The organism is [Bacillus] caldolyticus, from assembly GCF_003595605.1.
In the GTDB taxonomy this organism is placed as follows: domain Bacteria; phylum Bacillota; class Bacilli; order Bacillales; family Anoxybacillaceae; genus Geobacillus; species Geobacillus thermoleovorans.
The window spans coordinates 3045491-3072053 of sequence record NZ_CP025074.1; the positions used below are offsets into that span (position 1 = coordinate 3045491).

Annotated in this window: 29 protein-coding genes; 24 read left to right on the forward strand and 5 right to left on the reverse strand. The window is 54.7% G+C overall.

Annotated features, from left to right (window positions below):
• Positions 1 to 10 precede the first annotated feature (10 nt).
• Positions 11 to 151: a sporulation histidine kinase inhibitor Sda gene (locus CWI35_RS15785; protein WP_008879941.1), complete on the reverse strand. Its 141-nt coding sequence runs from the start codon at positions 149 to 151 to the stop codon at positions 11 to 13.
• 327 nt (positions 152 to 478) lie between these two features.
• Between CWI35_RS15785 and CWI35_RS15790 the strand changes: the two genes are divergently transcribed.
• The 8 genes from CWI35_RS15790 to CWI35_RS15825 are packed head-to-tail and all read left to right on the forward strand — an operon-like array spanning position 479 to position 5526.
• Positions 479 to 994 (forward strand): YqeG family HAD IIIA-type phosphatase, encoded by a 516-nt coding sequence (locus CWI35_RS15790; RefSeq protein WP_011232005.1) that lies wholly within the window; start codon positions 479 to 481, stop codon positions 992 to 994.
• Between the two features lie 2 nt (positions 995 to 996).
• Positions 997 to 2106, forward strand: coding sequence for a ribosome biogenesis GTPase YqeH (yqeH, locus tag CWI35_RS15795; protein WP_011232004.1), 1110 nt, complete (start codon positions 997 to 999; stop codon positions 2104 to 2106).
• Between the two features lie 22 nt (positions 2107 to 2128).
• Complete coding sequence (gene aroE, locus CWI35_RS15800; protein ID WP_011232003.1) at positions 2129 to 2959, forward strand: shikimate dehydrogenase; 831 nt, start codon at positions 2129 to 2131, stop codon at positions 2957 to 2959.
• 3 nt (positions 2960 to 2962) lie between these two features.
• A complete protein-coding gene (gene yhbY, locus CWI35_RS15805; protein WP_014196388.1) occupies positions 2963 to 3256 on the forward strand; it encodes a ribosome assembly RNA-binding protein YhbY in 294 nt (97 codons plus the stop codon).
• A 39-nt stretch (positions 3257 to 3295) separates the two neighbouring features.
• On the forward strand, positions 3296 to 3946 hold the full coding sequence (locus CWI35_RS15810) for a nicotinate-nucleotide adenylyltransferase (protein ID WP_011232001.1): 651 nt from the start codon (positions 3296 to 3298) through the stop codon (positions 3944 to 3946).
• Positions 3855 to 4433, forward strand: coding sequence for a bis(5'-nucleosyl)-tetraphosphatase (symmetrical) YqeK (gene yqeK, locus CWI35_RS15815; RefSeq protein WP_011232000.1), 579 nt, complete (start codon positions 3855 to 3857; stop codon positions 4431 to 4433). Before CWI35_RS15810 ends, yqeK begins: the two co-directional genes overlap by 92 nt.
• Entirely contained in the window at positions 4430 to 4786 is a 357-nt protein-coding gene (gene rsfS, locus CWI35_RS15820) for a ribosome silencing factor (protein WP_011231999.1), read from the forward strand. The genes yqeK and rsfS overlap by 4 nt, the downstream gene beginning before the upstream one ends.
• Positions 4783 to 5526: a class I SAM-dependent DNA methyltransferase gene (locus CWI35_RS15825; protein WP_119877913.1), complete on the forward strand. Its 744-nt coding sequence runs from the start codon at positions 4783 to 4785 to the stop codon at positions 5524 to 5526. Before rsfS ends, CWI35_RS15825 begins: the two co-directional genes overlap by 4 nt.
• Before the next feature lie 371 nt (positions 5527 to 5897).
• On the opposite strand, the gene comER is transcribed toward CWI35_RS15825, so the two are convergent.
• Positions 5898 to 6716, reverse strand: coding sequence for a late competence protein ComER (comER, locus tag CWI35_RS15830; RefSeq protein WP_011231997.1), 819 nt, complete (start codon positions 6714 to 6716; stop codon positions 5898 to 5900).
• A 102-nt stretch (positions 6717 to 6818) separates the two neighbouring features.
• Between comER and CWI35_RS15835 the strand changes: the two genes are divergently transcribed.
• From CWI35_RS15835 to CWI35_RS15845, 3 genes are all read left to right on the forward strand, one after another.
• Complete coding sequence (locus CWI35_RS15835) at positions 6819 to 7442, forward strand: helix-hairpin-helix domain-containing protein (protein WP_014196384.1); 624 nt, start codon at positions 6819 to 6821, stop codon at positions 7440 to 7442.
• Between the two features lie 129 nt (positions 7443 to 7571).
• Positions 7572 to 8042: a ComE operon protein 2 gene (locus CWI35_RS15840; protein ID WP_011231995.1), complete on the forward strand. Its 471-nt coding sequence runs from the start codon at positions 7572 to 7574 to the stop codon at positions 8040 to 8042.
• Complete coding sequence (locus CWI35_RS15845; RefSeq protein WP_119877914.1) at positions 8039 to 10288, forward strand: DNA internalization-related competence protein ComEC/Rec2; 2250 nt, start codon at positions 8039 to 8041, stop codon at positions 10286 to 10288. The genes CWI35_RS15840 and CWI35_RS15845 overlap by 4 nt, the downstream gene beginning before the upstream one ends.
• A 70-nt stretch (positions 10289 to 10358) precedes the next feature.
• Here the strand turns inward: CWI35_RS15845 and CWI35_RS15850 are convergent, their stop codons facing one another.
• Positions 10359 to 10493 carry a YqzM family protein gene (locus CWI35_RS15850; protein WP_011231993.1) on the reverse strand — a complete coding sequence of 45 codons (135 nt, stop codon included), beginning with the start codon at positions 10491 to 10493 and terminating at the stop codon, positions 10359 to 10361.
• 284 nt (positions 10494 to 10777) lie between these two features.
• Between CWI35_RS15850 and holA the strand changes: the two genes are divergently transcribed.
• Positions 10778 to 11824 (forward strand): DNA polymerase III subunit delta, encoded by a 1047-nt coding sequence (gene holA / locus CWI35_RS15855; RefSeq protein ID WP_119877915.1) that lies wholly within the window; start codon positions 10778 to 10780, stop codon positions 11822 to 11824.
• A 71-nt stretch (positions 11825 to 11895) separates the two neighbouring features.
• Here the strand turns inward: holA and rpsT are convergent, their stop codons facing one another.
• Positions 11896 to 12165, reverse strand: coding sequence for a 30S ribosomal protein S20 (rpsT, locus tag CWI35_RS15860; protein WP_011231991.1), 270 nt, complete (start codon positions 12163 to 12165; stop codon positions 11896 to 11898).
• A gap of 183 nt (positions 12166 to 12348) precedes the next feature.
• On the opposite strand from rpsT, the gene gpr reads away from it, so the two are divergent.
• The 3 genes from gpr to CWI35_RS15875 all read left to right on the forward strand — a co-directional run bounded on the left by gpr (position 12349) and on the right by CWI35_RS15875 (position 15092).
• Positions 12349 to 13467, forward strand: coding sequence for a GPR endopeptidase (gene gpr / locus CWI35_RS15865; RefSeq protein WP_119877916.1), 1119 nt, complete (start codon positions 12349 to 12351; stop codon positions 13465 to 13467).
• Positions 13468 to 13541: 74 nt separating this feature from the next.
• Positions 13542 to 14741 carry a stage II sporulation protein P gene (gene spoIIP, locus CWI35_RS15870; RefSeq protein WP_011231989.1) on the forward strand — a complete coding sequence of 400 codons (1200 nt, stop codon included), beginning with the start codon at positions 13542 to 13544 and terminating at the stop codon, positions 14739 to 14741.
• Positions 14742 to 14753: 12 nt separating this feature from the next.
• On the forward strand, positions 14754 to 15092 hold the full coding sequence (locus CWI35_RS15875) for a YqxA family protein (protein ID WP_119877917.1): 339 nt from the start codon (positions 14754 to 14756) through the stop codon (positions 15090 to 15092).
• A 34-nt stretch (positions 15093 to 15126) separates the two neighbouring features.
• On the opposite strand, the gene CWI35_RS15880 is transcribed toward CWI35_RS15875, so the two are convergent.
• A complete protein-coding gene (locus CWI35_RS15880) occupies positions 15127 to 15276 on the reverse strand; it encodes a hypothetical protein (protein WP_162924031.1) in 150 nt (49 codons plus the stop codon).
• A gap of 73 nt (positions 15277 to 15349) precedes the next feature.
• Here CWI35_RS15880 and lepA point away from each other — a divergent pair, with 73 nt between their 5' ends.
• From lepA to mtaB, 9 genes are all read left to right on the forward strand, one after another.
• Positions 15350 to 17179: a translation elongation factor 4 gene (gene lepA / locus CWI35_RS15885; protein ID WP_011231987.1), complete on the forward strand. Its 1830-nt coding sequence runs from the start codon at positions 15350 to 15352 to the stop codon at positions 17177 to 17179.
• Between the two features lie 74 nt (positions 17180 to 17253).
• Positions 17254 to 18393: a radical SAM family heme chaperone HemW gene (hemW, locus tag CWI35_RS15890; RefSeq protein ID WP_081130541.1), complete on the forward strand. Its 1140-nt coding sequence runs from the start codon at positions 17254 to 17256 to the stop codon at positions 18391 to 18393.
• A gap of 83 nt (positions 18394 to 18476) precedes the next feature.
• On the forward strand, positions 18477 to 19511 hold the full coding sequence (gene hrcA / locus CWI35_RS15895; protein WP_011231985.1) for a heat-inducible transcriptional repressor HrcA: 1035 nt from the start codon (positions 18477 to 18479) through the stop codon (positions 19509 to 19511).
• 98 nt (positions 19512 to 19609) lie between these two features.
• Positions 19610 to 20251 carry a nucleotide exchange factor GrpE gene (gene grpE / locus CWI35_RS15900; protein ID WP_011231984.1) on the forward strand — a complete coding sequence of 214 codons (642 nt, stop codon included), beginning with the start codon at positions 19610 to 19612 and terminating at the stop codon, positions 20249 to 20251.
• Between the two features lie 23 nt (positions 20252 to 20274).
• Complete coding sequence (gene dnaK, locus CWI35_RS15905; RefSeq protein WP_013144701.1) at positions 20275 to 22098, forward strand: molecular chaperone DnaK; 1824 nt, start codon at positions 20275 to 20277, stop codon at positions 22096 to 22098.
• A gap of 129 nt (positions 22099 to 22227) precedes the next feature.
• Entirely contained in the window at positions 22228 to 23376 is a 1149-nt protein-coding gene (dnaJ, locus tag CWI35_RS15910) for a molecular chaperone DnaJ (protein ID WP_119877918.1), read from the forward strand.
• 5 nt (positions 23377 to 23381) lie between these two features.
• Entirely contained in the window at positions 23382 to 24320 is a 939-nt protein-coding gene (prmA, locus tag CWI35_RS15915) for a 50S ribosomal protein L11 methyltransferase (protein WP_014196376.1), read from the forward strand.
• A 17-nt stretch (positions 24321 to 24337) separates the two neighbouring features.
• On the forward strand, positions 24338 to 25114 hold the full coding sequence (locus tag CWI35_RS15920) for a 16S rRNA (uracil(1498)-N(3))-methyltransferase (protein WP_011231980.1): 777 nt from the start codon (positions 24338 to 24340) through the stop codon (positions 25112 to 25114).
• Positions 25115 to 25190: 76 nt separating this feature from the next.
• Positions 25191 to 26540: a tRNA (N(6)-L-threonylcarbamoyladenosine(37)-C(2))-methylthiotransferase MtaB gene (gene mtaB / locus CWI35_RS15925; protein ID WP_011231979.1), complete on the forward strand. Its 1350-nt coding sequence runs from the start codon at positions 25191 to 25193 to the stop codon at positions 26538 to 26540.
• Positions 26541 to 26563 lie beyond the last annotated feature (23 nt).

Here is a 26563-nt window from a genome sequence, read left to right on the forward strand (position 1 = left end):
AGGCCTTCGCTTATGAGGACAGCTTAATTTTGTGGGTCAATGAACGGCGCTGGATTTCTTTTTCAATCAACTCGATGAATTCCGGGCTGAGGTTGAGTTCTTTCGCCTTGAAGTACGACTCGATCAACAGCTCGTCGGACAAATGTTTCATCGGGGGCGTCCTCCTTTTTTGGATGGAATATGCCAAACATGTCATACATATAATGGTAGGTTACTTACAATGTACCATGACTTGTGAAAGAGAACAACCGTTCTGTTATCCACAGGAAGCGGTGGATAACATGTGGAAAACATGTTTATAAAGAGTAGGAAGTGTGATGGCCAGCTTGTGTATAATGTGGGCAACAGTTATCCACAAGATGGAGAAATGCAAAATTTGTCGAAAATTTTTTCTGTTTATCATTGGCAAACTTTGTTTTGAAACAAACGATCAAATTCGCTATGATGGGAAAAGCAAATGGAAAGGCGGGTGTCCGGCATGCTTCACTACTTTTTGCCAAGCCAGTTTGCCAAGCGTGTGATCGACATTACTCCGGATGAGCTGAAACAAAAAGGGGTCAAAGGGATCATCACCGATCTGGACAATACGCTCGTTGAATGGGATCGGCCGAGCGCCACCCCGGAGCTGGCCGCATGGTTTGATGCGATGAAGCAGGCGGGCATTAAGGTCGTCATCGTATCGAATAATAATAAACAACGCGTGCAGTCGTTTGCTGAGCCGCTTGGCATCCCGTTCATCTTTGAAGCGCGCAAACCGCTGACACGCGCGTTTTTGCAGGCATTAAAGATGATGGAGCTTAAGAAAGAGGAAGTCGTCGTCATCGGCGATCAGTTGCTGACTGATGTGCTTGGGGGCAACCGGCTCGGACTGAACACGATTTTAGTCGTCCCGGTCGCCCAGACGGACGGATTATGGACGCGTTTCAATCGAAAAATGGAGCGGAGAATTTTAAAGGTGATGCGCAAAAAAGGGATGATTTACTGGGAGGAATGATCGTGGAGCCACAACTGCGTTGCATCGGCTGCGGAGCGGCCATTCAGTTTGACGATCCGAAAAAGGCGGGCTATGCGCCGAAAAGCGTGCTCGAAAAAGACGAGGAAGAAATCATTTGCCAGCGCTGCTTCCGCTTGAAACATTACAACGAAGTGCAAGACGTGCCGCTTGATGACAGCGATTTTTTAAACATGCTGCACCGCATCGGGGAATCGAAGGCGCTTGTCGTCAACATCGTCGACATTTTCGATTTCAACGGCAGCTGGATTCCTGGCTTGCCGCGGTTTGCGGCCGAGAATCCGATTTTGCTTGTCGGCAACAAGGCGGATTTATTGCCGAGGTCGGTCAAATACCCGAAGCTGCTGCGCTGGATGCGCCGCATGGCGGAAGAGCTCGGGCTGCGTCCGGTTGACGTCTGCCTTGTCAGCGCAGCGAAAGGAATTGGCATGGCGAAGGTGATGGAAGCGATCAATCGCTACCGTGAGGGCGGCGATGTCTACGTCGTCGGCTGCACGAATGTCGGCAAGTCGACGTTCATCAATCGGATCATTGAAGAGGCGACCGGCAAAGGGAATGTGATTACCACGTCATATTTCCCGGGGACGACACTCGATATGATCGAAATTCCGCTTGAGGGTGGAGCGACGCTGTATGATACGCCGGGGATCATCAACCATCACCAAATGGCGCACTTTGTTGATGCGCGCGATTTGAAGATCATTACGCCGAAGCGGGAAATCCATCCGCGCGTTTATCAGCTCAACGAAGGGCAGACGCTCTTTTTCGGAGGCTTGGCCCGCCTCGATTACATCAAAGGCGGGCGCCGCTCGTTCGTCTGCTACATGGCCAATGAGTTGACGGTTCATCGGACGAAGTTGGAAAAAGCCGACTCCCTTTATGCCAATCAGCTTGGCGATTTGCTGTCGCCGCCAAACAAACGCTATGCCGCTGAATTTCCGCCGCTTGTGCCGCGCTCGCTGTCTGTCAAAGAGCGGAAGACGGACATCGTTTTTTCCGGACTCGGCTGGGTGACGTGCAACGACCCGGGTGCCCAGCTCGTCGTCCATGCTCCAAAAGGGGTCGACGTATTTATCCGTCAATCGTTGATTTAATGGAAAGCGGGAGGGGAGAAACGTGGAAAAGGTATACGGGTTGATTGGGTTTCCCGTCGAGCACTCGCTGTCGCCGCTCATGCATAATGATGCATTCGCCCGTTTGGGCATTCCGGCGCGCTATCATTTGTTTTCCGTCGAACCGGGGCAAGTCGGTGCGGCGATCGCTGGCGTGCGGGCGCTCGGCATCGCCGGGGTGAACGTGACGATTCCGCACAAACTGGCGGTCATTCCGTTTTTGGACGAAGTGGACGAACATGCGCGCCGCATCGGGGCGGTCAATACGATCATCAACAACGACGGCCGGCTCGTCGGCTATAATACAGACGGGCTCGGTTATGTCCAAGCGTTGGAAGAGGAAATGAACATCACCTTGGACGGCAAGCGGATTTTGGTGATCGGCGCTGGCGGCGGGGCGCGCGGCATTTACTTTTCGTTGCTGTCGACGGCAGCCGAGCGCATCGATATGGCCAACCGGACGGTGGAAAAAGCGGAGCGGCTCGTCCGCGAAGGGGACGAGCGCCGCTCGGCGTATTTTTCACTCGCCGAGGCCGAAACGCGGCTGGCCGAATACGATATTATCATCAATACCACTTCTGTCGGCATGCATCCGCGTGTCGAGGTGCAGCCGCTTTCTCTTGAACGGCTGCGCCCAGGGGTGATCGTTTCCGATATTATTTACAATCCACTGGAAACAAAATGGCTGAAAGAAGCGAAAGCCCGCGGCGCCCGTGTGCAAAACGGCGTCGGCATGCTCGTATACCAAGGGGCGCTAGCGTTCGAAAAGTGGACCGGCCAATGGCCGGATGTCAACCGGATGAAACAGCTTGTCATCGAAGCGTTAAGGAGGTAACATATGCTAACGGGAAAGCAAAAACGGTTTTTGCGCGCTCAAGCCCATCATTTGAAACCGATTTTCCAAGTCGGCAAAGGCGGCGTGACGGAAGCGATGACCGAACAAATTGCGGCGGCGCTCGAAGCGCGCGAGCTGTTGAAAGTGAGCGTTTTGCAAAACTGTGAAGAAGACCGCTGCACCGTCGCCGAGCAGCTCGCGGCTGGAACGGGGGCGGAAGTCGTGCAAGTGATCGGCAATACGATCGTCTTATACAAAGAATCGAAGGAGCATAAACAAATCGTTCTGCCTGATTGACAATGGGAGCAGCCACGGCAGGCGGCGGGAGGAAAGAAGATGGGAAAAATCGGGATTTTCGGCGGCACGTTTGATCCGCCTCATTACGGTCATTTGCTCATGGCGAATGAAGTGCTTGACGCCCTTCAGTTGTCAGAAATTTGGTTTCTGCCCAACCGCCTTCCTCCCCATAAGCAGCACGAACAAGTGACCAAAAGCGAAGACCGGCTGCGCATGCTCGAGTTGGCAGTGGCTGGCCATCCGCGCTTTCATATTGAGACGATCGAACTCGAGCGGGAAGGGCCTTCGTATACGTACGATACGATCCGGCAGCTTGTCGCGATGCATCCCAATGACGAGTTTTATTTCATCATCGGCGCCGATATGGTCGAATATTTGCCCCATTGGCACCGCATCGATGAGCTCATCGAGTTGGTGACGTTTGTTGGCGTCAAGCGGCCGGGGTTTTCCATGGAAACGCCGTATCCGGTCATCGAAGTTGAGGCGCCGCAGTTTGCCGTTTCTTCCTCGCTCATCCGCGAGCGGGTGCGGAACGGGCAGACGATTCGCTATCTTGTGCCGGAAGGCGTTAGACTTTATATTGAGGAGAAGGGGCTATATGGAGCGAGAACAGGCGTTACTGATCGTGAAACAACAGCTGACAGAGCAGCGCTACGAGCATACGCTTGGCGTTGTCGAGACCGCTGTTAAGCTCGCCAGGCAATACGGCGCCGACGCGAAAAAGGCGGAACTGGCGGCGATTTTCCACGACTATGCCAAATTCCGTCCGGTCGAGGAAATGAAACAAATCATTTTGGCGCAAAATATGCCCAACGATTTGCTTGCTTACAACAGTGAGCTATGGCATGCGCCCGTTGGCGCCTATTTGGTGCAGACAGAAGTCGGCATCGACGATCCGGAGGTGCTGGATGCCATTCGCTACCATACGTCCGGGAGGGCGGGAATGACGGTGCTTGAAAAAATTATTTATTTGGCCGACTATATTGAACCAGGGCGCCGCTTCCCCGGCGTCGACGACGTACGGCGCTTGGCGGAAGAAGACCTCAACCGGGCGCTTTTGCAGGCGGTGAAAAATACGATCGCGTTTTTGCTTGAGAAGCGCCAGCTCATTTATCCAGATACGATTCATGCGTACAATTCACTCATGCGTGAAGTGAAGGGGGAAGCAAAACGGTGACGGAACAAGAGGCGTTGCAGCTTGTCGTCCGCGCGGCGGATGATAAAAAGGCGGAACAAATTGTCGTCTTGAACATGAAAGGCATTTCGCTTGTCGCCGATTATTTTGTCATTTGCCATGGCAATTCGGACAAACAAGTGCAGGCCATCGCCCGCGAAATTCAAGACCAAGCGGAAGAACACGGCCTAGTGGTGAAGCGGGTTGAAGGATTCCATGAGGCGAAATGGGTGCTTGTCGACTTGGGCGACATCGTTGTGCATGTTTTTGCCAAAGAGGAGCGCGAGTATTACAACCTCGAACGGCTCTGGGGGGACGCCCCGACGGAAGACGTCGCGGCTGTGTTGCAGCCATGACGTACGGCCGCTTCGCCGACTGGTATGATGCGCTCATGGCTGAGGCGCCGTATGACGCATGGCAATCGTTTGTTGAACGGGCATTCGCCCAATACACCAAACGGCCGGGGAGACGGGTCATTGACATCGGCTGCGGGACGGGAGAGCTTGCCATCCGCCTTGCCAAGGCCGGATGGCAAGTATCCGGCGTTGATCTCTCTGAACATATGCTCGCCGTCGCCCAGGCGAAAGCTGAAGCGGCGGGAGTGGAGGTGCCGTTTTTCGAGCAAAACATGGCGGAGCTCGACGGGTTTTCTGATCTGGATGGCGCCTTCCTGTTTTGCGATGCTCTCAACTATTTAACGAATGAAGAGGATGTGAAGCGGACGTTCGCCGCCGTCTCCCGCGCCCTTGGCGGCGGCGGGCTGCTTTTGTTTGATGTCCATTCGGTCTACAAAATGGACGTCCTGTTCCGCGACGCCGTGTTTGCGGACCAGGATGACGACCTCAGCTACATATGGATGTGCCATCCGCTTGACTGGCCGCACAGCGTCGGGCATGAATTAACCTTTTTCGTCCGCCGCGGCGATCTATACGAACGTTTCGACGAATGGCACGAACAGCGTACGTTCGAGCGCGCCGTCTATGAGCGATGGCTCGAATCCGCTGGCTTCGAGGTGCTTGAAGTGACCGCCGATTTCACCGATGCGCCCCCGACCGAGACGGCGGAGCGGTTGTTTTTCGTCGCGCGGAAGCGGTGAGGGGCGAAGAGCGAGAAATCATAAATCATAAAAAGAAACGTGGATGAGGAAGATTTAGGGAGATTTTGGTTGAAACATAAAATCATGCAGGGAAAATGCTCTATCGTTTTGCATCCGGCTTAATAGCTGGCTGAGGATTGAAACGAGTGTAATGTCAACCAAACGTAATTGGAAGAAATCTTGTGCCCGGCTCAATAGCCGAATGAGGATCGAAACAATATAGATAAAAACAAGCAACAGCTAAAAGGTTGAACGACGATGGAATCCAACGAAAAATCCGTAAATATGAAAACCCCAGCCGTACAAGCTGGGGTCCATTTTTTTGTCGAACGAAGCAGGATTTTCGCTGCTGCTTGTCAAATGAAAATCAATCAAGGAAACTGTTGCTTCACCTTCTCCACATCTTCTTTAAACTTCTCATGTGTTTTCGCCAGCACTTCTTCAAAGACGCCGTTCATTCGTTGTTCCAGCACAGCGATTCCTTCCCCGGTAATGCCGCCTTTGACGCATACTTTTTCCTGCAACGTTGGCAATGTGTACAGATTCCGCTTGAGCAGTTCCCCAAGGCCGATGATCATATCGGTCGCCAGCATCGTCGCCTGTTCCTTCGTGATGGCGGTTTTGGCCGCTGCGGCGTCGATGAAGCGCTGAAGCAAATAGCTGAAAAACGCTGGACCGCAGCTTGAGATGTCGGAAGCGACGCGGGTGATGGCCTCGTCGATGTACACCGGCGAGGCGATGCGCCGGAGAAGATCATCGATCGTTTGCCGGCAGGCGGCTGAGCAGCGCGAGCCGAAGGTGACAAGGATGCTGCCGGAGAGCGCCCGGTTTGCAATGCTCGGAATGGCGCGCACGATTTGGCAAGGGACGGCTGCTTCAAGCTGTTCGACGCTGATCGGGCTTGTGATCGATACGAGGTAGTGTTCGTTTGTCCAGTGCGGGGCCAGTTGCTGCAATAATGGGTGGATGTCGAGCGGTTTGACGCATAAAAAGACGAGGCTGGATTGTTTGATGACTTCAGCCGCATCGGCAACCACTGCAATGCCGGGATGCGCGCGTTGTATCGCGAACGCTTTCGCAAGCGTACGGTTCGTTATGACGAGCTGATCCGCTTTCACGGCGCCGGAGTCGAGGAACGCTTCGATTAAGATGGTGCCCATATTCCCCGTGCCGATAACGCCGATGTTCATGCATTGTCCCCCCTCCCGGTTTTGGTTCACCGGAACTCTCTTTTTCGATATGTATGAGAAAAAGGCTCGGTTTATGACTGGAGATGGAAAGGATGGGATCGTATGTGGGAGCATGTGCAGGAGCTTGGAAAACGTTATGGGAAAGCGGGGGTGCTCTTGTTGTTTGCCGCGGCGGCGGGGTTATGGGTGTTTCGTCATCCGACGGATGAAAAGGAGCAAGTCGTCTTGCCGGCGGCGGCTGAAACGGATGCCGCCCGGCCGGAAGAAAAAAAGGACGAGGCGCCCAAAACCGCTGTGGTGGATGTGAAAGGGGCGGTCGCGAAGCCAGGAGTGTACGAAGTGGCGGCGGACGCCCGCGTTCGCGATGTTATCGCCCTAGCCGGCGGATTGACGGACGAGGCGGATGAAACGAAAATCAATCTGGCGGCAAAAGTGCGCGATGAGATGATGATTTACGTGCCGGCAAAAGACGAGGCCGCACCAGCGTCAGATGCCGTCGGCAAGTCTCCAAGCGATGGAGCTCGGGACGGGCCGCAAGTGGCGGTCAATACGGCGACGGAAGAGGAGTTGATGCAGCTTCCCGGCATCGGACCGGCGAAGGCAAAAGCGATCATCGCCTATCGCGAAGAACACGGGCCGTTCCAGCGGGTGGAAGATTTGTTGAATGTAACCGGAATTGGCGAAAAAACGCTGGAGAAATTGAAACCGTATTTGCTTGTGCCGTAAACGAGGCGGGGGAGCGCAATGCTTCTCGTTTATGGGCGGATCAGGGCTGCTGCGGACGTTTTTCGGCGTTGACGGGGGCAGGCGGCGGCGGGTAGACTAAAAGTATGGAAACGAGCGGAGGGACGTAGAATGGAACGCATCACATGGGATCAATACTTTATGGCGCAAAGCCATCTGTTGGCGCTGCGCAGCACGTGCACAAGGCTGGCGGTCGGGGCGACGATTGTGCGCGATAAGCGCATCATCGCCGGCGGGTACAACGGCTCGATCGCCGGGGGCGCCCATTGCACCGATGAAGGGTGCTACGTTATTGACGGCCATTGTGTACGGACGATCCATGCGGAAATGAATGCCATTTTGCAATGCGCCAAGTTCGGCGTCCCGACCGAGGGGGCCGAGATGTATGTCACCCATTTTCCGTGCTTGCATTGTTGCAAGGCGATCATTCAAAGCGGCATTCGCGCTGTCTATTACGCCCAAGACTACAAAAACCACCCGTACGCCTTGGAGCTGTTTGCTCAAGCTGGCGTCCGGCTTGTGCAAGTGCCGCTGAAAACGGATGTGTTCGCCTTGCTTTCCGGCGGCGGAGGGGGAGCATGAAAGGACAAGCCGTCTATCCCGCCGCGGCGGCGCTCTTTGCCGTGGCGGCGGCCTCGCCGTCCAAAACCACATGTCTTCTCCTTATCATTTATCTCCTTCTTCTTTTCATCCGCCGGCCGCACTGTTTCCTTCCTGCTCTCGTTGCAGCTCTCTTCTTTTTTGTCTATTTTCTCATCGTTGACCATCATAACAAAACTTCCCTTTCCGGCGGCCGTCATTCGCTTTCCGTTCGTTTTTCCGCCGCGCCGGCGATCGACGGCGATCGATTGCAGGCGGCGGTGCAAGCTGGCAAGGAGCGGGTGCAGCTTCGTTACATCATTCGGACGGCTGCGGAAAAAGAAGCGCTGCGTGCGCGTCTTATGCCCGGGGTCGTGTGCCGGCTGAGCGGAATGCTCGAGCGCCCTATGCCAGCCAGCAATCCGTATGCATTTGATTACCGCCGTTATTTGCGCCGCCATCGTATCCATTGGCTCTTTCTCCCTGAGGCGATCGATCTTTCCGCTTGCGTGCGCGTCCGTCCCACCATCATCGAACGGCTTGAGGCGATTCGTGAGGCTGGCGTCCGCCGCATTGAAGCCCAGTTTCCGCCGGAAGCGGCCGGCATCGCCGCTGCGCTCATTTATGGCGAACGCCGCTCGTTGGACGAGGAAGTGATTAGCGGTTACCAGCAGCTCGGGATCATCCATTTGTTGGCCATTTCCGGCGGCCATGTCACCCTGCTTGTCGGCGCTGCGTTGGCCGCTGCCATTCGGTTTGTGACGCGCGAAGCGGCCGTGCTTGCTTTGCTCGTTTTCTTGCCTATGTATGCGGTGCTCGCCGGCGCTTCGCCGTCGGTGCTGCGCGCCTGTGCGACCGGGATGATTGTATTGGCCGTCCAGTGGAAAAAAGGAATGATCCATCCGCTGGATGCGTTGAGTTGGACAGCGCTTGCCCTGCTCGTCTTTGACCCATATATGGTTTGGGATGTCGGTTTTCAACTATCATTTCTTGTCACGTTTGCCCTTCTCGCCCATGTGTCGGTGCTCGCCTCTGCTCGTTCGATGCTCCAAAACTTGTTTCAGACCGCGCTCGCCGCTCAGCTTGCCGCGCTGCCGATTTTGCTTTACCATTTTTATGAAATTTCTGTTTGGAGCATAGGGCTGAATGTCTTCTTCGTCCCTTGGTATTCATTTGTCATTTTGCCCATTGCTTTTCTATCCGCAGTTTTTTCCTTTTCTCCGCTCATTTGGCTGTTTAGCCGCCTCATTGAGCTGACGGACGCGGTTGTCCGTTTTTTCTCGGTCGATTACTCGTTTATGCTTGTGCTCGGGCGTCCGGGGCCGTGGTGCTTAGCTGGCTATCTGACGGCCATCGCGGCGGCGTTTTTGGATTGGGAACGCGGCCGCCTGCTCCGCGGATTGACAGCGGTGGCGGCGGCGACGGCGCTTCAGCTGGCCGCCCCGTATGTGGATCCGAAAGGGGAAGTGACGGTATTGGATGTTGGGCAAGGGGACTGTATTTATATTGAGCTTCCTTATCGAAAAGCAGTCTATCTCATTGATACCAGCGGGACGCCGGAATGGGTGCGCGAACCGTGGCGCAAGCGGTCGCGGCCGTTTGCCGTCGGCCGCGACGTTGTCGTGCCGTTTTTAAAAGCCCAAGGGGTGAGGACGCTTGATCAACTGATTTTGACGCACGATGATGCCGACCATATCGGGGCTGCTCCCGAGGTGATGGGAGCCGTGCGCGTCAAGAAGATTGTCACAAGCCCAGGAGCGCTGCCGGCCGTCAAGGCGATGGCGCGCCCGTTTTCTGTGCCGGTGGCCGCCAGCGTGCGGGGGGATCGGTGGAAGGTGGGGGATGCCGCGTTTTCCGTATTGCACCCGGAGGCGGGAAACAATGAGGATAATAACGGCTCGCTTGTATTGCTCACCCGCCTCGGCCGCTTGACATGGCTGTTTGCTGCGGATATCGAGGAAGAGGCGGAACAGGCGCTCATCCGCGCTTATCCAGAGCTGCGCGCCGATGTATTGAAAGTCGCCCACCACGGCAGCAAAACGTCGACAACAGAGCTGTTTTTGCGGACGGTCAAGCCGCGAGCGGCCATCATTTCCGTCGGCCGCTACAATCGCTACGGGCATCCGTCCCCCGAGGTGCTTATGCGGCTTCGGCAACAACGGGCGATCATTTGGCGGACGGATGAAAACGGGGCCATTCGCTATGTGTATGACGAAAACGGTGGAACCTTTCAGGTGATGAAACCATAAGATGTAGTGCACAAAAAAGCGGAACGTTTCAGCCAAAACAAAAAATAAGGATTGCTTATGTAAGCAATCCTTATCGACCGAAAAATTCGATCAACGTTGCGATGATGAACATGGTAGCGAAAAAGCCGAACGACACGATGAATCCGACGGCGGAATCGACGGCGTCATTTCGTTGGCTTTGCACTTCCTTTTCAAATACGTTCATCGTTTTCCCCCTCCTCGTTCAATCATTTTTAGTATAGACGAAAACGCGTGAAAAATCTACCGCCGCTTGCTTCTTTTCCTTCCTTGACAACAGTTGACACAAATACTTTCAAACAGCCGGGAAAACATAAAAATAACCCGCTGGCCAATAAGGTCCTAGGACTTATAGGCTGGCGTTTATATAAAGGGGAACCGGTTTTTTCGGCAGCCGGTTCCCTTGTAAAATGACGAAAAACGGTGTATCTTTTCTAGCAGAGACGTTTGCTAGGGAATGGAGACGGGAACATGCTGGAACGCGTATGGGGAAACATTGAAAAACGGCGTTTTTCTCCCCTTTATTTATTATACGGCAATGAGCCGTTTTTATTAACGGAAACGTATGAGCGATTGGTGAACGCAGCGCTTGGCCCGGAGGAGCGGGAGTGGAACTTGGCTGTGTACGACTGCGAGGAAACGCCGGTCGAGGCGGCGCTTGAGGAGGCCGAGACGGCGCCGTTTTTCGGCGAGCGGCGTGTCATCCTCATCAAGCATCCATATTTTTTCACGTCTGAAAAAGAGAAGGAGATCGAACATGATTTGGCGAAGCTGGAGGCGTACTTGAAGGCGCCGTCGCCGTTTTCGATCGTCGTCTTTTTCGCGCCGTACGAGAAGCTTGATGAGCGAAAAAAAATTACGAAGCTCGCCAAAGAGCAAAGCGAAGTCGTCATCGCCGCCCCGCTCGCCGAAGCGGAGCTGCGCGCCTGGGTGCGGCGCCGCATCGAGAGCCAAGGGGCGCAAGCAAGCGACGAGGCGATTGATGTCCTGTTGCGGCGGGCCGGGACGCAGCTTTCCGCCTTGGCGAATGAAATCGATAAATTGGCCCTGTTTGCCGGATCGGGCGGAACCATCGAGGCGGCGGCGGTTGAACGGCTTGTCGCCCGCACGCCGGAAGAAAACGTATTTGTGCTTGTCGAGCAAGTGGCGAAGCGCGACATTCCAGCGGCGTTGCAGACGTTTTATGATCTGCTTGAAAACAATGAAGAGCCGATCAAAATTTTGGCGCTGCTCGCCGCCCATTTCCGCTTGCTTTCGCAAGTGAAATGGCTTGCCTCCTTAGGCTACGGGCAGGCGCAAATTGCTGCGGCGCTCAAGGTGCACCCGTTCCGCGTCAAGCTCGCTCTTGCTCAAGCGGCCCGCTTCGCTGACGGAGAGCTTGCTGAGGCGATCAACGAGCTCGCTGACGCCGATTACGAAGTGAAAAGCGGAGCGGTCGATCGCCGGTTGGCCGTTGAGCTGCTTCTGATGCGGTGGGGCACCCGCCCGGCGCAAGCGGGGCGTCACGGCCGGCGGTGAAGCGATCGCCCGGCCGTTTGCCGTGAACAAAAGAAAAACAAAAAAACGACCTGGCGCCAGGTCGTTTTTGATTAGGAAGCTTGGATGCTGTTCAATTTTTTCGCTAAGCGCGATTTTTGCCGGCTGGCGGCGTTTTTATGGATAAGGCCTTTGCTTGCAGCTTTGTCTAATTTTTTCGACGCAATAATGAATGCCTCGCGCGCTTTTTCCACGTCTTTCAATTCAACAAGCGCTTCAAATTTTTTGATCGCCGTACGCATGGCCGATTTCATCGAGGCGTTGTGAGCCCGGCGCTTTTCGCTCGTTTTCGCGCGTTTGATCGCTGATTTGATGTTAGCCACGTTCGTTCACCTCCGTTACCATTCCTACTTTCTGTTGTGAACAACAGGAAGAACAAGTGTTATTCTATCAAACGTGTTTGGATTATGCAAGAGTGTTCAAGCGAAAATCCTTTACGAAACATGAATGACCGGGCCTGATTGCGGCGACAATAAAAGAAAACGGCAGAAATGGGGAGGAACGACATGGAACAGTCGCTCGATTTACGCCAGTACTCGGTGCGCACGGATTTAGCGATCGAAGCGCATGAGATCGCACTCGAGGAGCGCTTGCAGCAAAAACAAGAAAGCGCCGCGCCGATTGAGGGGGTCATCATTCATGACGAGGAGATCAACGGCGTCAAGCTGTCGCATGTGCATGTCACGGAACAAGGAGCGGCCTCGATCGGCAAAAAGCCAGGCCACTACGTGACGATTGAAGCGCAAGGCATCCGCGAACAAAACACCGAGCTGCAGCAAAACGTGCAGCGCATTTTTTCCGAGCAGCTCAGCGCCTTTTTCAAGCGGCTCCGCATTCCCGATCAAGCGAGCTGCTTGATCGTCGGGCTCGGCAACCAAAACGTCACCCCGGACGCGCTCGGGCCGCTCACGGTGGAAAACGTGCTTGTCACCCGTCATTTGTTCCAGCTGCAGCCGGAAAGCGTCGAGGAAGGCTTCCGGCCGGTGAGCGCCCTTGCTCCGGGGGTGATGGGGACGACCGGGATTGAAACGAGCGACATTATCGACGGCGTCGTCCGGAAAACAAAGCCGGATTTTGTCATTGTGATTGACGCCTTGGCTGCCCGCTCGATCGAACGAGTCAACGCGACGATTCAAATTTCTGACACCGGCATCCATCCTGGCTCCGGGGTCGGCAACAAGCGGAAAGAGTTAAGCTATGAAACGCTTGGCATTCCGGTCATTTCGATCGGCGTTCCGACGGTTGTCGATGCGGTCTCCATCACGAGCGACACGATCGATTTCATTTTGAAGCACTTCGGCCGCGAAATGCGCGAAGGGAAACGGCCGTCAAGCGCGCTCGCTCCGGCGGGCTGGACGTTTGGGCGCAAACGAAAATTGACGGAACAAGACATGCCGTCGCCGCAAGAACGGTCGACGTTTCTTGGCATGGTCGGCACGCTTGGCGATGAAGAAAAGCGGCGTCTCATCTATGAAGTGCTCGCCCCGCTCGGGCATAATTTGATGGTGACCCCAAAAGAGATCGATTCGTTTATCGGCGATATGGCCAACTTATTAGCCGGCGGCTTGAATGCGGCGCTGCATCGGCAAGTCGACCAAGGCAATGTCGGCTCCTACACCCATTAAACAAAAAACAGTTCTATCTTTTCCCGCTTGGCCATACGTTAAACTGAGGAGACAAGCCGGGAAAGGGTGGGAATATGAAACGATGGCGCTCCCCAAACGTCATGATCGCGATTCCAGGAGCCAGCATAAAGAAACTGTTGATGCTCATCATCCTTGGCTGCATGATGATGTTTATGCTTGTCGGAGCGCTCACATCGCTGCGGCCGGAATACCGTCCGTCGTCATCATCGCTGAACGATATGGCGGCCCATTTTCCGGAAGAGACGTTCATTCGTCTGTTCGCCTTGGAAAATCGATATTTTGCGCAGCTGCTGCCGAAAGATCGGCGGCAGACGAATTACTCATCGCTATTGTTCCGCCTGGCGACGAGCATCAATCCCGATGACCCGCGCAGCCTGCTTGGCAGCGAGCTGCCGGGCTTTGCCCTTTATGACAGCAAAATTCTCATCGCTGGTGAAGGAACGGATTATACGAACATGCCATACGAATCAGCGCCGCCGCTTGAGGCGATGCTTGCGGAACGGCAAGCCTCGGTCGATGAACTCGAACAAGCAAACAAGAACGAAGATGAAAAACCGGTTCCCCCGCCATCGCAGACGACCGGAGGGAAAAAAGTGGTCTACATTTACAATACCCATACGCATGAGTCGTTTTTGCCGGCGCTCAAAGGGGTCACTGACCCGGATTTGGCGTTTCACCCGACGGTCAACATCACAAAAGTGGGGGAAAAGTTAGCGGAAGAACTGGAAAAGCGCGGCATCGGGGCTGAAGTGAGCAAAATCGACATTGTCAGCGAATTGTTAAAGAAAGGGATGAAATACTCCCAATCGTATGATATGTCCCGCCAAACAGTGGTCGCAGCAATGAAGCAAAATCGTGACTTGCACTACTTCATCGATATCCATCGCGATTCGCGGCGGCGGAAATATACGACGGCTACGATCAACGGCGTTGATTATGCGCGTGTCGCATTCATTATTGGCGGAGAAAACGCGACATACGAGAAAAACTTGCAGCTGGCTACCGCGTTGCATCAGTTGCTGCAAAAGAAATATCCAGGGTTGAGCCGCGGGGTGATCGAGAAAAAAGGAGCCGGGACGAACGGCAAGTTTAATCAAGATTTATCGGAAAACGCGATTTTAATTGAAGTCGGCGGTGTTGACAATACGTTTACTGAGTTGTTTCGTTCCGTGTCGGCGTTGGCCGATGTGTTCAGCGACTATTATTGGCAGGCGGAAAAAGTCGAAGCGCCGGCTCCGGCGGAGAAAAAGTAAAGGAGCGTCACTATGGCACGATGGTTCATCCGCTTTACTCTAGCGATCTTTCTTCTTTTTTTCGGCGTGTTGTTTGGCATGCAAGAGGCGCATCGCGGCATGGAACGGATGCGCGGTTATGCCGATCCGTCGTTTCCATCCGTCATCGATATGGAAAAAAGGGAAAATGGTGAGGTGGAAGCGGCGGTGTTTGGCCGGCCGGTCGTTGCTGGAGATTTAGGAGAAAAGCAAGAAACGATTCGCGAGCTGAAAACGTTCAACTTGTTCTCTAGGCTCGGCCAACTTTTTGCCGATGCCGTCACCGCGCTCATGGAAATGCTGTTTTCGCTCGTCGGCCGGGTGTTGGACTAGCCCGTTCATGTGCGGACGAAACAGGAACGTGCCGTCACAATGGCGGCTTTTTCTTTTGGACGCCGTCCGCCGGCTGGAGCACAAAGTGCTGCGCTTTCCATATTGTCGATTGTTTTCTTGGCGCGGCTCTGGCCGTTTCGCGTCTTTCCGGAAAGCCCGAACGGCGGCTTGGCTTTTCGTTCATCATTGAATCTTCTTCGCGCTGTTGCTATAATCAAAGCTAGTGTAGTTTTGCGAAGAAGCAGGAGTGAGAGACGATGAACCGGGAAGAACGGTTGAAACGGCAGGAACGGATCCGCAATTTTTCGATTATTGCTCACATTGACCACGGAAAATCGACGCTGGCGGACCGCATTTTGGAAAAGACGGGGGCGCTGTCGGAGCGTGAATTGCGCGAGCAGACGCTCGATACGATGGAGCTTGAGCGCGAGCGCGGCATCACGATTAAATTGAATGCGGTTCAGTTGACATATAAAGCGAAAAATGGCGAAGAGTATATTTTCCATTTGATCGACACGCCGGGCCACGTCGACTTTACGTACGAAGTGTCGCGCAGCTTGGCCGCTTGCGAAGGGGCGATTTTGGTCGTCGATGCGGCGCAAGGCATTGAAGCGCAGACGCTCGCCAACGTGTATTTGGCGATCGACAACAATTTAGAAATTTTGCCGGTCATTAACAAAATCGATTTGCCAAGCGCTGAACCGGAGCGGGTGCGTCAAGAAATTGAGGATGTCATCGGTTTGGACGCCTCTGACGCGGTGCTTGCTTCGGCCAAAGTCGGCATCGGCATCGAAGAAATTTTGGAAAAAATCGTCGAAAAAATTCCGGCTCCCTCGGGTGATCCGGATGCGCCGCTGAAGGCGCTCATTTTTGATTCCCTTTATGACCCGTACCGCGGCGTCGTCGCCTATGTCCGCGTCGTCGACGGAACGGTGAAGCCAGGGCAGCGCATTAAAATGATGTCGACCGGCAAGGAGTTTGAAGTGACGGAAGTCGGCGTGTTCACGCCGAAGCAAAAAGTCGTCGACGAATTGACGGTCGGTGATGTCGGCTATTTGACCGCCTCGATTAAAAACGTGAAAGATACGCGCGTCGGCGATACGATCACCGATGCCGAACGGCCGGCAGCTGAACCGCTCCCGGGCTATCGGAAGCTCAATCCGATGGTGTTTTGCGGGATGTATCCGATCGATACGGCGCGCTACAACGATTTGCGCGAGGCGCTCGAGAAGCTGCAATTGAACGATGCGGCGCTCCACTTTGAGCCGGAAACGTCGCAGGCGCTTGGGTTCGGCTTCCGCTGTGGATTTCTCGGCTTGCTTCATATGGAAATCATCCAAGAGCGGCTCGAGCGCGAATTTCATATCGATTTGATCACGACCGCGCCGAGCGTCGTTTACAAGGTGCATTTGACCGACGGAACGGAAGTTGACGTCGACAACCCGACGAACATGCCCGACCCGCAAAAAATCGACCGCATTGAAGAACCGTATGTGAAAGCGACGATCATGGTGCCAAACGACTATGTCGGTCCGGTGATGGAGCTGTGTCAAGGAAAGCGCGGCACGTTTGTCGATATGCAATATTTGGATGAAAAGCGCGTCATGCTCATTTACGATATTCCGCTCTCCGAGATCGTCTACGACTTTTTCGACGCTTTAAAGTCGAACACAAAAGGGTACGCGTCATTCGACTACGAATTGATCGGCTACCGGCCGTCCAATCTCGTCAAGATGGATATTTTGCTAAACGGCGAAAAAATCGATGCCTTATCGTTTATCGTCCATCGCGACTCTGCGTACGAGCGCGGCAAAGCGATCGTTGAAAAGCTGAAAGATTTGATTCCACGCCAGCAATTTGAAGTGCCGGTGCAGGCGGCGATCGGCAACAAGGTCATCGCCCGTTCGACAATCAAAGCGTTGCGCAAAAACGTGCTCGCAAAATGTTACGGCGGCGACGTGTCGCGGAAGCGGAAGCTGCTTGAGAAGCAAAAAGAAGGAAAGAAGCGGATGAAACAAATCGGGTCGGTCGAAGTGCCGCAAGAAGCGTTTATGGCCGTCTTGAAAATCGACGACCAGAAAAAATAACGAGCAAGGCTGTCTCCGTTGGGGATAGCCTTGTTTGTTTCCTGCGGCGCCGCCGGCTGAAAGGAGGAGGACCGATGGCCGTTTCAGCGTATTTTCATATTCCATTTTGCGCCCATATTTGCCATTATTGCGATTTTAACAAAGTATTCGCCGCCGGCCAGCCGATTGACGACTATTTGCGGGCGATGGACAAAGAAATGGCGTGGACGGCGGCGGAATTTGGCAGCCAACTCAAGACGCTGTTTATCGGCGGCGGCACGCCGACGGTGCTTGGGCCGGCGCAGCTCGGCTGTTTGCTTGCGAGCATCCACCGCCATTTTCAGTTTGACCCGCAAACGGCCGAATTTACCGTCGAAGCCAACCCGGACGGCTTGACGAAAGAAAAGCTCGCTATTTTGCGCGATGCCGGAGTGAATCGGCTGAGCCTGGGGGTGCAGACATTTGACGATCAGCTTCTGCAAACGATCGGCCGCACGCACCGGCGAGGCGACGTCATACGGGCTGTAGCGTTGGCCAGAGAAGTCGGGTTTCAGAACATCAGCATTGATGTAATGTACGGTTTGCCGGGGCAGACACTTGAGCAGTTTACGGCCGATTTAGAAGCGGCGTTTTCGCTTCATGTGCCGCATCTTTCTGCTTATTCCCTCATTTTGGAGCCAAGGACGATTTTTTATAACGAATGGCGGAAAGGGCGGCTCCGTCTACCGGGCGAAGAGATGGAAGCCGAGATGTACGAAGCGGCGATGGAGCAGATGGCTGCCGCTGGCTATCGGCAATACGAAATCAGCAACTATGCTTTGCCGGGATTTGAAAGCCGGCACAACTTGACGTACTGGAACAATGAGGAGTACTACGGCATCGGCGCTGGGGCGCACAGCTATATCGACGGGGTGCGGCGGGCGAATATCGGTCCCATCCGGCATTACATCAGCGCGATCGAACGCGGCCAATGGCCGCACCGCGACGTGCGCCGCTTGACCACTCGCGAGCAGATGGAAGAGGAAATGTTTTTAGGGCTGCGCAAAACGGAAGGGGTGTCCAAAGCCTGCTTTCGGCAAAAGTTCGGCCGCGACCTCCACGACATATTTGGCGCGGCGATCCGCCGGGAAATCGAAAACGGACGCCTCGAGGAAACGGAGACTCACATCCGCTTGACCAAACGGGGCAAGCTGCTCGGCAATGAAGTGTTTGCCGCGTTCCTCGGCGAAATGTAAACATTGACATTTGCCGGGCGATTTGCTACCCTAGTAGTAGATTTAGCACTCGAATTGTTCGAGTGCTAACAGAGGTGAGACACGTGCTAACGGACCGCCAACTGCTGATTTTGCAGGTGATTATCGACGATTTCATTCGTTCTGGGCAGCCGGTCGGTTCGCGGACGTTATCGAAAAAGCATCAAATCGCGTTCAGCTCGGCGACGATCCGCAATGAGATGGCGGATTTGGAGGAGCTCGGCTATATTGAAAAAACGCACATTTCTTCCGGCCGTGTGCCGTCGGAAAAAGGGTACCGCTACTACGTCGACCATTTGCTGCCGCCGCAGCGGCTGACAAGGGCGGACATTCAAAAAATCCGCTCCGTGTTTGCCGAGCGCATCTATGAGCTGGAAAAACTGATGCAAAAGTCGGCGCAAATTTTATCCGAGCTGACGAACTATACATCCATCGCGCTCGGGCCGACGTTTAAAGAAAGCAAACTGAAGCAGATGCAAATCGTTCCGCTCAACGAACAGACAGCCGTCGCCATCGTCGTGACGGACACCGGCCATGTTGAAAACCGGGTCGTGACGATTCCGTCATCGATGGACGCAGGCGACCTCGAAAAAATGGTCAACATTTTCAACGAGCGGTTGAACGGCGTTCCGCTCATTGATTTGAAAGAAAAAATGGAGACGGAAGTGGCCGACGTATTGCGCCGGCACATCCGCAACTACGACAGCGTGCTCAATACGCTCATTGAGACGCTCGATGCCCCTGAAGAAGAAAAAGTGTTTTTCGCCGGCAAGGCGAATATGCTCAACCAGCCGGAGTTCAGCGACATCCAAAAAGTGCGCCCGCTTCTGGACATCATTGAGCAGGAAAAAGACATTTATCGCCTGCTCCGCAAGCAAACCCAAAAAGGAGTGCGGGTTTCGATCGGGCATGAAAACGAACTGCGCGGCATGGAAAACTGTAGCTTGATTACAGCGACGTATTCGGTCGGCGATGAGCCGCTCGGGGCGATCGCGATTCTTGGTCCAACGCGCATGGAATACTCGCGCGTCATCACTGTCTTAAACCGTGTCGCTTCCGATTTGTCGGCCGCGCTCGCGAAATGGTATCAAAGTCAATAAGAATGGCCATATTGGATAACGGATGGATCGCGCATCCATCCTTTCCTTGTGGCCATTGATACATAAAAGGGAAGAGCCCCGGCAGGGAGGTGAAAGCGATGGAGCAAGGAGAAAAACAAGTGATGGAACAAGCTACATACGATGAGCCGGAGCGGGAGCAACCGATCGAGGAAGAAGCCGCCCCGCAGCCCGAGGAGGAATCAGGCGGCGTTCCGCTTGAAGAGGCCGGTGGGGAGGAAGCGGCGGAGCCGGCGGAAAAAGCGCCAACGGCCGAGGAGTTGGCGGCGGCCAAGGCGCAGATCGCCGAATTGGAAGCGAAGCTTTCAGAGATGGAACACCGGTATCTCCGCCTGTACGCTGATTTTGAAAACTTCCGCCGCCGGACGCGCCAGGAGATGGAAGCGGCTGAAAAATACCGCGCCCAAAGCTTGGCGAGCGATTTGCTTCCGGTGCTTGACAACTTTGAACGCGCGTTGAAAATAGAGACGGACAACGAACAGGCGAAATCGATTTTGCAAGGGATGGAAATGGTGTACCGGTCGCTTGTTGACGCCTTGAAGAAAGAAGGCGTCGAGGCGATCGAGGCGGTCGGAAAGCCGTTTGACCCTTATTTGCACCAAGCCGTCATGCAGGCGGAAGCGGAAGGCTATGAGCCGAACACGGTTGTTGAGGAGCTGCAAAAAGGTTATAAGCTGAAAGACCGCGTGCTGCGGCCCGCCATGGTCAAAGTAAGCCAATAAACGGAAACGGAGGGTGATCAGTGATGAGCAAAATTATCGGCATCGACTTAGGAACGACGAACTCTTGCGTCGCCGTGTTAGAAGGCGGCGAAGTGAAAGTCATTCCGAATCCGGAAGGAAACCGCACGACCCCGTCGGTCGTCGCGTTTAAAAACGGCGAACGCCTAGTCGGCGAAGTCGCCAAACGGCAAGCGATCACGAACCCGAACACGATCATCTCGATCAAGCGCCATATGGGGACGGATTACAAAGTCGAAATCGAAGGGAAGCAATATACGCCGCAAGAAATTTCGGCGATCATTTTGCAATACTTGAAGTCGTACGCCGAAGACTATTTGGGCGAGCCGGTGACGCGTGCGGTCATCACGGTGCCGGCGTATTTCAACGACGCCCAGCGCCAAGCGACGAAAGATGCCGGCCGCATCGCCGGCCTCGAAGTCGAGCGCATCATCAACGAGCCGACGGCCGCGGCGCTTGCTTACGGCCTTGATAAAGAAGAAGACCAAACGATTCTCGTCTATGACTTAGGCGGCGGGACGTTTGACGTCTCGATTTTGGAGCTTGGCGACGGCGTGTTTGAAGTGAAGGCGACGGCCGGCGACAACCATTTGGGCGGCGACGACTTCGACCAAGTGATCATCGATTATTTGGTCAATCAGTTCAAGCAAGAGCACGGCATCGATTTGTCGAAAGACAAAATGGCGCTCCAACGCTTGAAAGATGCCGCGGAAAAAGCGAAAAAAGAGCTGTCCGGCGTCACGCAGACACAAATTTCGCTTCCGTTTATCAGCGCCAATGAAAACGGTCCGCTCCATTTGGAAATGACGTTGACAAGAGCGAAATTTGAAGAGTTGTCCGCCCACCTCGTCGAGCGGACGATGGGGCCGGTCCGCCAGGCGCTTCAAGACGCCGGCTTGACGCCAGCCGATATTGATAAAGTCATTTTGGTCGGCGGTTCGACGCGCATTCCAGCTGTCCAAGAAGCGATCAAGCGCGAGCTTGGCAAAGAGCCGCACAAAGGCGTCAACCCGGACGAAGTCGTTGCCATCGGTGCGGCGATCCAGGGCGGGGTGATCGCCGGCGAAGTGAAAGATGTCGTCCTGCTTGACGTGACCCCGCTTTCGCTTGGTATTGAAACGATGGGCGGCGTATTTACGAAACTGATCGAACGGAACACGACGATCCCGACAAGCAAATCGCAAGTGTTCACAACGGCGGCTGACAATCAAACGACGGTCGACATTCACGTTTTGCAAGGAGAGCGCCCGATGGCGGCGGACAACAAATCGCTCGGCCGCTTTCAGCTGACCGGCATTCCGCCGGCGCCGCGCGGCGTGCCGCAAATTGAAGTGACGTTTGATATTGACGCCAACGGCATCGTTCACGTGCGCGCCAAAGATTTAGGAACGAACAAAGAGCAGTCGATTACGATCAAATCGTCGTCCGGCCTGTCGGAAGAAGAAATTCAGCGCATGATTAAAGAAGCGGAAGAAAACGCCGAAGCCGACCGGAAGCGGAAAGAAGCCGCCGAGTTGCGCAACGAAGCCGACCAGCTCATTTTCATGACCGACAAAACGATCAAAGAAGTCGAAGGAAAAGTGAGCGCCGATGAGATCAAGAAGGCGCAGGATGCGAAAGAGGCGTTGAAAGCGGCGCTCGAGAAAAACGACATCGACGACATCCGCAAGAAAAAAGACGCGCTGCAAGAAGCGGTGCAGCAGCTGTCGATCAAGCTGTATGAACAAGCGGCGAAACAGGCGCAAAGTGCAGGATCGCAAGGCGGCGCTGCCAATCATAAAGACAACGTGGTGGACGCCGAGTTTGAAGAAGTGAACGACGATAAATAATGCAACCGAAAGTCAAAGTCAGGCCTGCCTTGGCTTTGACTTTTTTTCTAGCATTGACATATTGCCTTGCCGCAGAGGGAAATGATAAAATTAAATTTATGTGAGTGAATCGGGAGTGGATGATCAACGATGGCGAAGCGCGATTATTACGAGATTCTCGGCGTCAGCAAAAACGCGACGAAAGACGAGATCAAAAAAGCGTATCGAAAGCTTTCGAAGCAGTATCATCCAGATGTGAACAAAGCCCCGGACGCCGCGGAGAAGTTTAAGGAAATTAAAGAGGCGTACGAAGTGTTAAGCGATGATGAAAAGCGGGCCCGCTACGACCGCTTTGGCCATGCCGACCCGAACGAAACGTTTGGCGGCGGCGGATTCCAAGGCGGAGGGTTTGATTTCGGCGGCTTTAGCGGCTTTGGCGGTTTTGAAGATATTTTTGAAACGTTTTTCGGCGCCGGTCCGCGCAGGCGGGCGAGCGGTCCGCGCAAAGGCGCGGATGTCGAGTATATGATGACGCTTACGTTTGAAGAAGCGGCGTTCGGAAAAGAAACGGAAATTGAAATTCCGCGGGAAGAGACGTGCGACACGTGCCAGGGCAGCGGAGCGAAACCGGGCACAAGCCCGACGTCTTGTCCGCATTGCCACGGCAGCGGGCAAGTGACAAGCGAACAAGCGACGCCATTTGGCCGCATCGTCAACCGCCGGACATGCCCCGTCTGCGGTGGCACGGGCCGGTACATTACGGAGAAATGCCCAACGTGCGGCGGCACGGGACGCGTCAAACGGCGGAAAAAAATTCACGTCAAAATTCCAGCCGGCGTCGACGACGGCCAGCAGCTGCGCGTCGCCGGCCAAGGGGAGCCAGGGGTCAATGGCGGGCCCCCGGGCGATTTGTACATCATCTTCCGAGTCGAACCACATGAGTTTTTCAAACGCGACGGCGACGATATTTATTGCGAAGTGCCGTTGTCGTTCGCCCAGGCCGCGCTCGGCGATGAGATCGAAGTGCCGACGCTCCATGGCCATGTGAAGCTGAAAATCCCGGCCGGCACGCAAACGGGCACGCGCTTCCGCTTGAAGGGAAAAGGGGTGCCGAACGTACGGGGCTACGGCCAAGGCGATCAGCACGTCATTGTCCGCGTTGTGACGCCGACGAAGCTGACCGAAAAGCAAAAGCAGCTGCTGCGCGAGTTTGAACGGCTCGGCGGAGACACGATGCACGACGGGCCGCACGGCCGTTTTTTTGAGAAAGTCAAAAAGGCGTTTAAAGGAGAAGCGTAAGCGCGATGAAATGGTCAGAAATCAGCATTCATACGACGCATGAGGCGGTCGAGGCGATTTCGAACATTTTGCATGAAGCGGGCGCCGGCGGCGTCGTCATCGAAGACCCATACGATTTGGTCAAAGAACGGGACGACTGGTACGGCGAGATCGTCGAGCTCAACCCGGACGACTATCCGGAAGAAGGGGTGATCATTAAGGCATATTTGCCGGTCAACAGTTTTCTTGGCGAAACGGTCGAACAAATTAAGCAGGCGATTAACAATTTATGGCTGTATGATATCGACCTTGGCAAAAATAAAATTACATTGAGCGAAGTAAACGAAGAGGAATGGGCAACGGCGTGGAAAAAGCATTATCACCCGGTGAAAGTGTCCGAAAAGTTTACGATCGTGCCGACGTGGGAAACGTACGAGCCGGCGTCTAGTGATGAGCTGATCATCGAAATGGATCCGGGCATGGCGTTTGGGACTGGCACGCACCCGACAACGGTCATGTGTCTGCAGGCGCTCGAAAAGTATGTGCGCCCCGGCGATCATGTCATTGACGTCGGCACCGGCTCCGGCATTTTAAGCATCGCCGCAGCGATGCTTGGCGCTCAGTCGGTGCGGGCGCTCGATTTGGACCCGGTGGCGGTCGACAGCGCGCGGCTGAACGTGAAGCTCAATAAGGTGCAGCATGTCGTAACGGTCTCACAAAACAATTTGCTCGACCATATCGAGGAACCGGCTGATGTGATCGTCGCCAATATTTTAGCGGAAATCATTTTGCGCTTTACTGGTGACGCCTACCGGTTGTTAAAGCCAGGCGGCCGCTTCATCACGTCTGGCATCATTCAGGCGAAAAAGCAGGACGTCAAAGACGGGTTGCTTGCCGCCGGCTTTGCCATTGAGGAAATCAACGTGATGGAAGACTGGGTGGCGGTTGTCGCCCTGAAACCGTAAGCAAAGAAGGGATGGCTGTGCAGCGCTATTTCGTTTCCGGCCAGGCGCAACAAGGCGGGATCGTCGCGATCAGCGGCGATGATGCCTATCATATCGCCCGCGTCATGCGCATGAAGCCGGGGGACGGGATCATTTGCGTCTTTCCAGACGGGCGCACGGCGGTGTGTGAAATTGAACAAATTGCCAATGAGCATGTGCAAGCTCGTATTGTACAATGGAAAGAGGAGCGAAGCGAGCTGCCGGTGCGCATCTACATCGCCCAAGGGCTGCCGAAAGGCGAAAAGTGGGAGCTCGTCATCCAAAAAGGAACAGAGCTCGGCGCCGCCGGCTTTCTTCCGTTCGAAGCCGCCCGGTCGGTCGTGAAATGGGACGCGAAAAAGGCGGAGAAAAAAGTCGAGCGATGGAAAAAAATCGCGAAAGAAGCGGCTGAGCAGGCTGAACGAACGGTGGTGCCGGACGTGCGGGCGCCGCTTTCGTTTGTCGAGCTCCTCTCCTTTGGCCAAACGGTCGATGTTCGGCTGTTTGCCTACGAAAAAGAGGCGCGAAACGCCCGGCATGCCGCGCTTCCGGCGCTTCTTTCCCGCCTCCGTCCGGGCGGCGCGTTGCTGGCTGTTTTCGGGCCAGAAGGCGGGTTCAGTCCGGAAGAAGCAGAACAGCTTCGGCAGCACGGCTTTTCGCCGTGCAGCCTTGGGCCGCGCATTTTGCGGACCGAAACAGCTCCGCTCTATTTGCTTTCCGCCGCCTCTTATGAATGGGAGTTGCGCGCGCCGAACGGCGAAGCGGAGCGCGCTTAGTGAGCAACATTGGCTGTTTCTTATAAAAGTTCGGTCCCGCTGATCCCTAAGCGGGGGGCAGAGTGAGGTGAACAAGATGCCGACAGTGGCTTTTCATACACTAGGCTGCAAAGTCAATCATTACGAAACCGAAGCGATTTGGCAGCTGTTTAAAAAAGCCGGCTACGAGCGAAAAGAGTTTGAAAGCCGTGCGGATGTGTATGTGATCAACACGTGCACGGTGACGAACACCGGCGATAAAAAGAGCCGTCAAGTCATCCGTCGTGCGGTGCGCCGCAATCCGGACGCCGTCGTCTGCGTGACCGGCTGCTATGCGCAAACATCGCCGGCTGAGGTCATGGCCATTCCGGGCGTTGATATTGTCATCGGCACGCAAGACCGGCATAAAATTTTGGATTACATCGAGCAATTCCAGCGCGAGCGCCAGCCGATCAACGCTGTTCACAACATTATGAAAACGCGCGTTTTTGAGGAGATGGATGTGCCGGAATTCACTGATCGGACGCGGGCGTCGCTTAAGATCCAAGAAGGGTGCAACAACTTCTGCACGTTTTGCATCATCCCGTGGGCGCGCGGCTTAATGCGCTCGCGCGATCCGCAGGAAATCATTCGCCAGGCGCGCCAGCTCGTCGCCGCCGGCTATAAAGAAATCGTTCTGACCGGCATTCATACAGGCGGCTATGGCACCGATCTGAAAGACTATAACTTTGCGTCCTTGTTGCGCGATTTGGACGAGCAAGTGCCGGGGCTGAAGCGGCTCCGCATTTCGTCGATTGAGGCGAGCCAAATCACCGATGAAGTGATTGATGTGCTGAAGCGGTCGGAGAAAATCGTCCGCCATTTGCACATTCCGCTCCAGTCTGGGTCGAATACGGTGCTCAAGCGGATGCGCCGCAAATATACGGTGGAATTTTACGCGGAGCGGCTCGCCCGGCTGCGCGAAGTGTTTCCAGAGCTGGCGGTGACTTCTGACGTCATCGTCGGCTTCCCAGGCGAGACGGAAGACGAATTTATGGAGACGTACAACTTTATTCGTGAACAACGGTTTTCCGAACTGCATGTCTTTCCTTATTCGAAGCGGACCGGCACGCCGGCGGCGCGCATGCCGAACCAAATCGATGAAGAAACGAAGCATGACCGCGTCCGCCGCTTGATCGCTCTGTCCGACCAATTGGCGAAAGAGTACGCCTCCCGGTTTGAAGGGCAAGTGCTCGAAGTCATTCCGGAAGAGCGCGACAAAGAGCGGCCGGATTTGTACGTCGGCTATACAGACAACTATTTGAAAGTCCGCTTCCCGGCAACCGAGGAAATGGTCGGTGAACTTGTCAAAGTGAAGATTACGAAAGCCGGCTATCCGTACAATGAAGGAGAGTTCGTCCGCGTTGTGCCGGATGAAATGGCCCGTTCGGTCAAATGGAGCTCATAACCCAGCCTAGTTGCTGGGTTTTT

What these genes read in the sequence shown, in the direction of transcription:
- CWI35_RS15880 (WP_162924031.1), bottom strand. Translation starts at nt 15,276, where the DNA reads ATGAACGAAAAGCCAAGCCGCCGTTCGGGCTTTCCGGAAAGACGCGAA.
- prmA (WP_014196376.1), top strand. Translation starts at nt 23,382, where the DNA reads ATGAAATGGTCAGAAATCAGCATTCATACGACGCATGAGGCGGTCGAG.
- grpE (WP_011231984.1), top strand. Translation starts at nt 19,610, where the DNA reads ATGGAGCAAGGAGAAAAACAAGTGATGGAACAAGCTACATACGATGAG.
- CWI35_RS15810 (WP_011232001.1), top strand. Translation starts at nt 3,296, where the DNA reads ATGGGAAAAATCGGGATTTTCGGCGGCACGTTTGATCCGCCTCATTAC.
- CWI35_RS15835 (WP_014196384.1), top strand. Translation starts at nt 6,819, where the DNA reads ATGTGGGAGCATGTGCAGGAGCTTGGAAAACGTTATGGGAAAGCGGGG.
- gpr (WP_119877916.1), top strand. Translation starts at nt 12,349, where the DNA reads ATGGAACAGTCGCTCGATTTACGCCAGTACTCGGTGCGCACGGATTTA.
- lepA (WP_011231987.1), top strand. Translation starts at nt 15,350, where the DNA reads ATGAACCGGGAAGAACGGTTGAAACGGCAGGAACGGATCCGCAATTTT.
- mtaB (WP_011231979.1), top strand. Translation starts at nt 25,191, where the DNA reads ATGCCGACAGTGGCTTTTCATACACTAGGCTGCAAAGTCAATCATTAC.
- CWI35_RS15875 (WP_119877917.1), top strand. Translation starts at nt 14,754, where the DNA reads ATGGCACGATGGTTCATCCGCTTTACTCTAGCGATCTTTCTTCTTTTT.
- dnaJ (WP_119877918.1), top strand. Translation starts at nt 22,228, where the DNA reads ATGGCGAAGCGCGATTATTACGAGATTCTCGGCGTCAGCAAAAACGCG.
- comER (WP_011231997.1), bottom strand. Translation starts at nt 6,716, where the DNA reads ATGAACATCGGCGTTATCGGCACGGGGAATATGGGCACCATCTTAATC.
- yhbY (WP_014196388.1), top strand. Translation starts at nt 2,963, where the DNA reads ATGCTAACGGGAAAGCAAAAACGGTTTTTGCGCGCTCAAGCCCATCAT.
- dnaK (WP_013144701.1), top strand. Translation starts at nt 20,275, where the DNA reads ATGAGCAAAATTATCGGCATCGACTTAGGAACGACGAACTCTTGCGTC.
- CWI35_RS15785 (WP_008879941.1), bottom strand. Translation starts at nt 151, where the DNA reads ATGAAACATTTGTCCGACGAGCTGTTGATCGAGTCGTACTTCAAGGCG.
- CWI35_RS15845 (WP_119877914.1), top strand. Translation starts at nt 8,039, where the DNA reads ATGAAAGGACAAGCCGTCTATCCCGCCGCGGCGGCGCTCTTTGCCGTG.
- hemW (WP_081130541.1), top strand. Translation starts at nt 17,254, where the DNA reads ATGGCCGTTTCAGCGTATTTTCATATTCCATTTTGCGCCCATATTTGC.
- CWI35_RS15825 (WP_119877913.1), top strand. Translation starts at nt 4,783, where the DNA reads ATGACGTACGGCCGCTTCGCCGACTGGTATGATGCGCTCATGGCTGAG.
- holA (WP_119877915.1), top strand. Translation starts at nt 10,778, where the DNA reads ATGCTGGAACGCGTATGGGGAAACATTGAAAAACGGCGTTTTTCTCCC.
- spoIIP (WP_011231989.1), top strand. Translation starts at nt 13,542, where the DNA reads ATGAAACGATGGCGCTCCCCAAACGTCATGATCGCGATTCCAGGAGCC.
- yqeK (WP_011232000.1), top strand. Translation starts at nt 3,855, where the DNA reads ATGGAGCGAGAACAGGCGTTACTGATCGTGAAACAACAGCTGACAGAG.
- CWI35_RS15840 (WP_011231995.1), top strand. Translation starts at nt 7,572, where the DNA reads ATGGAACGCATCACATGGGATCAATACTTTATGGCGCAAAGCCATCTG.
- CWI35_RS15790 (WP_011232005.1), top strand. Translation starts at nt 479, where the DNA reads ATGCTTCACTACTTTTTGCCAAGCCAGTTTGCCAAGCGTGTGATCGAC.
- CWI35_RS15850 (WP_011231993.1), bottom strand. Translation starts at nt 10,493, where the DNA reads ATGAACGTATTTGAAAAGGAAGTGCAAAGCCAACGAAATGACGCCGTC.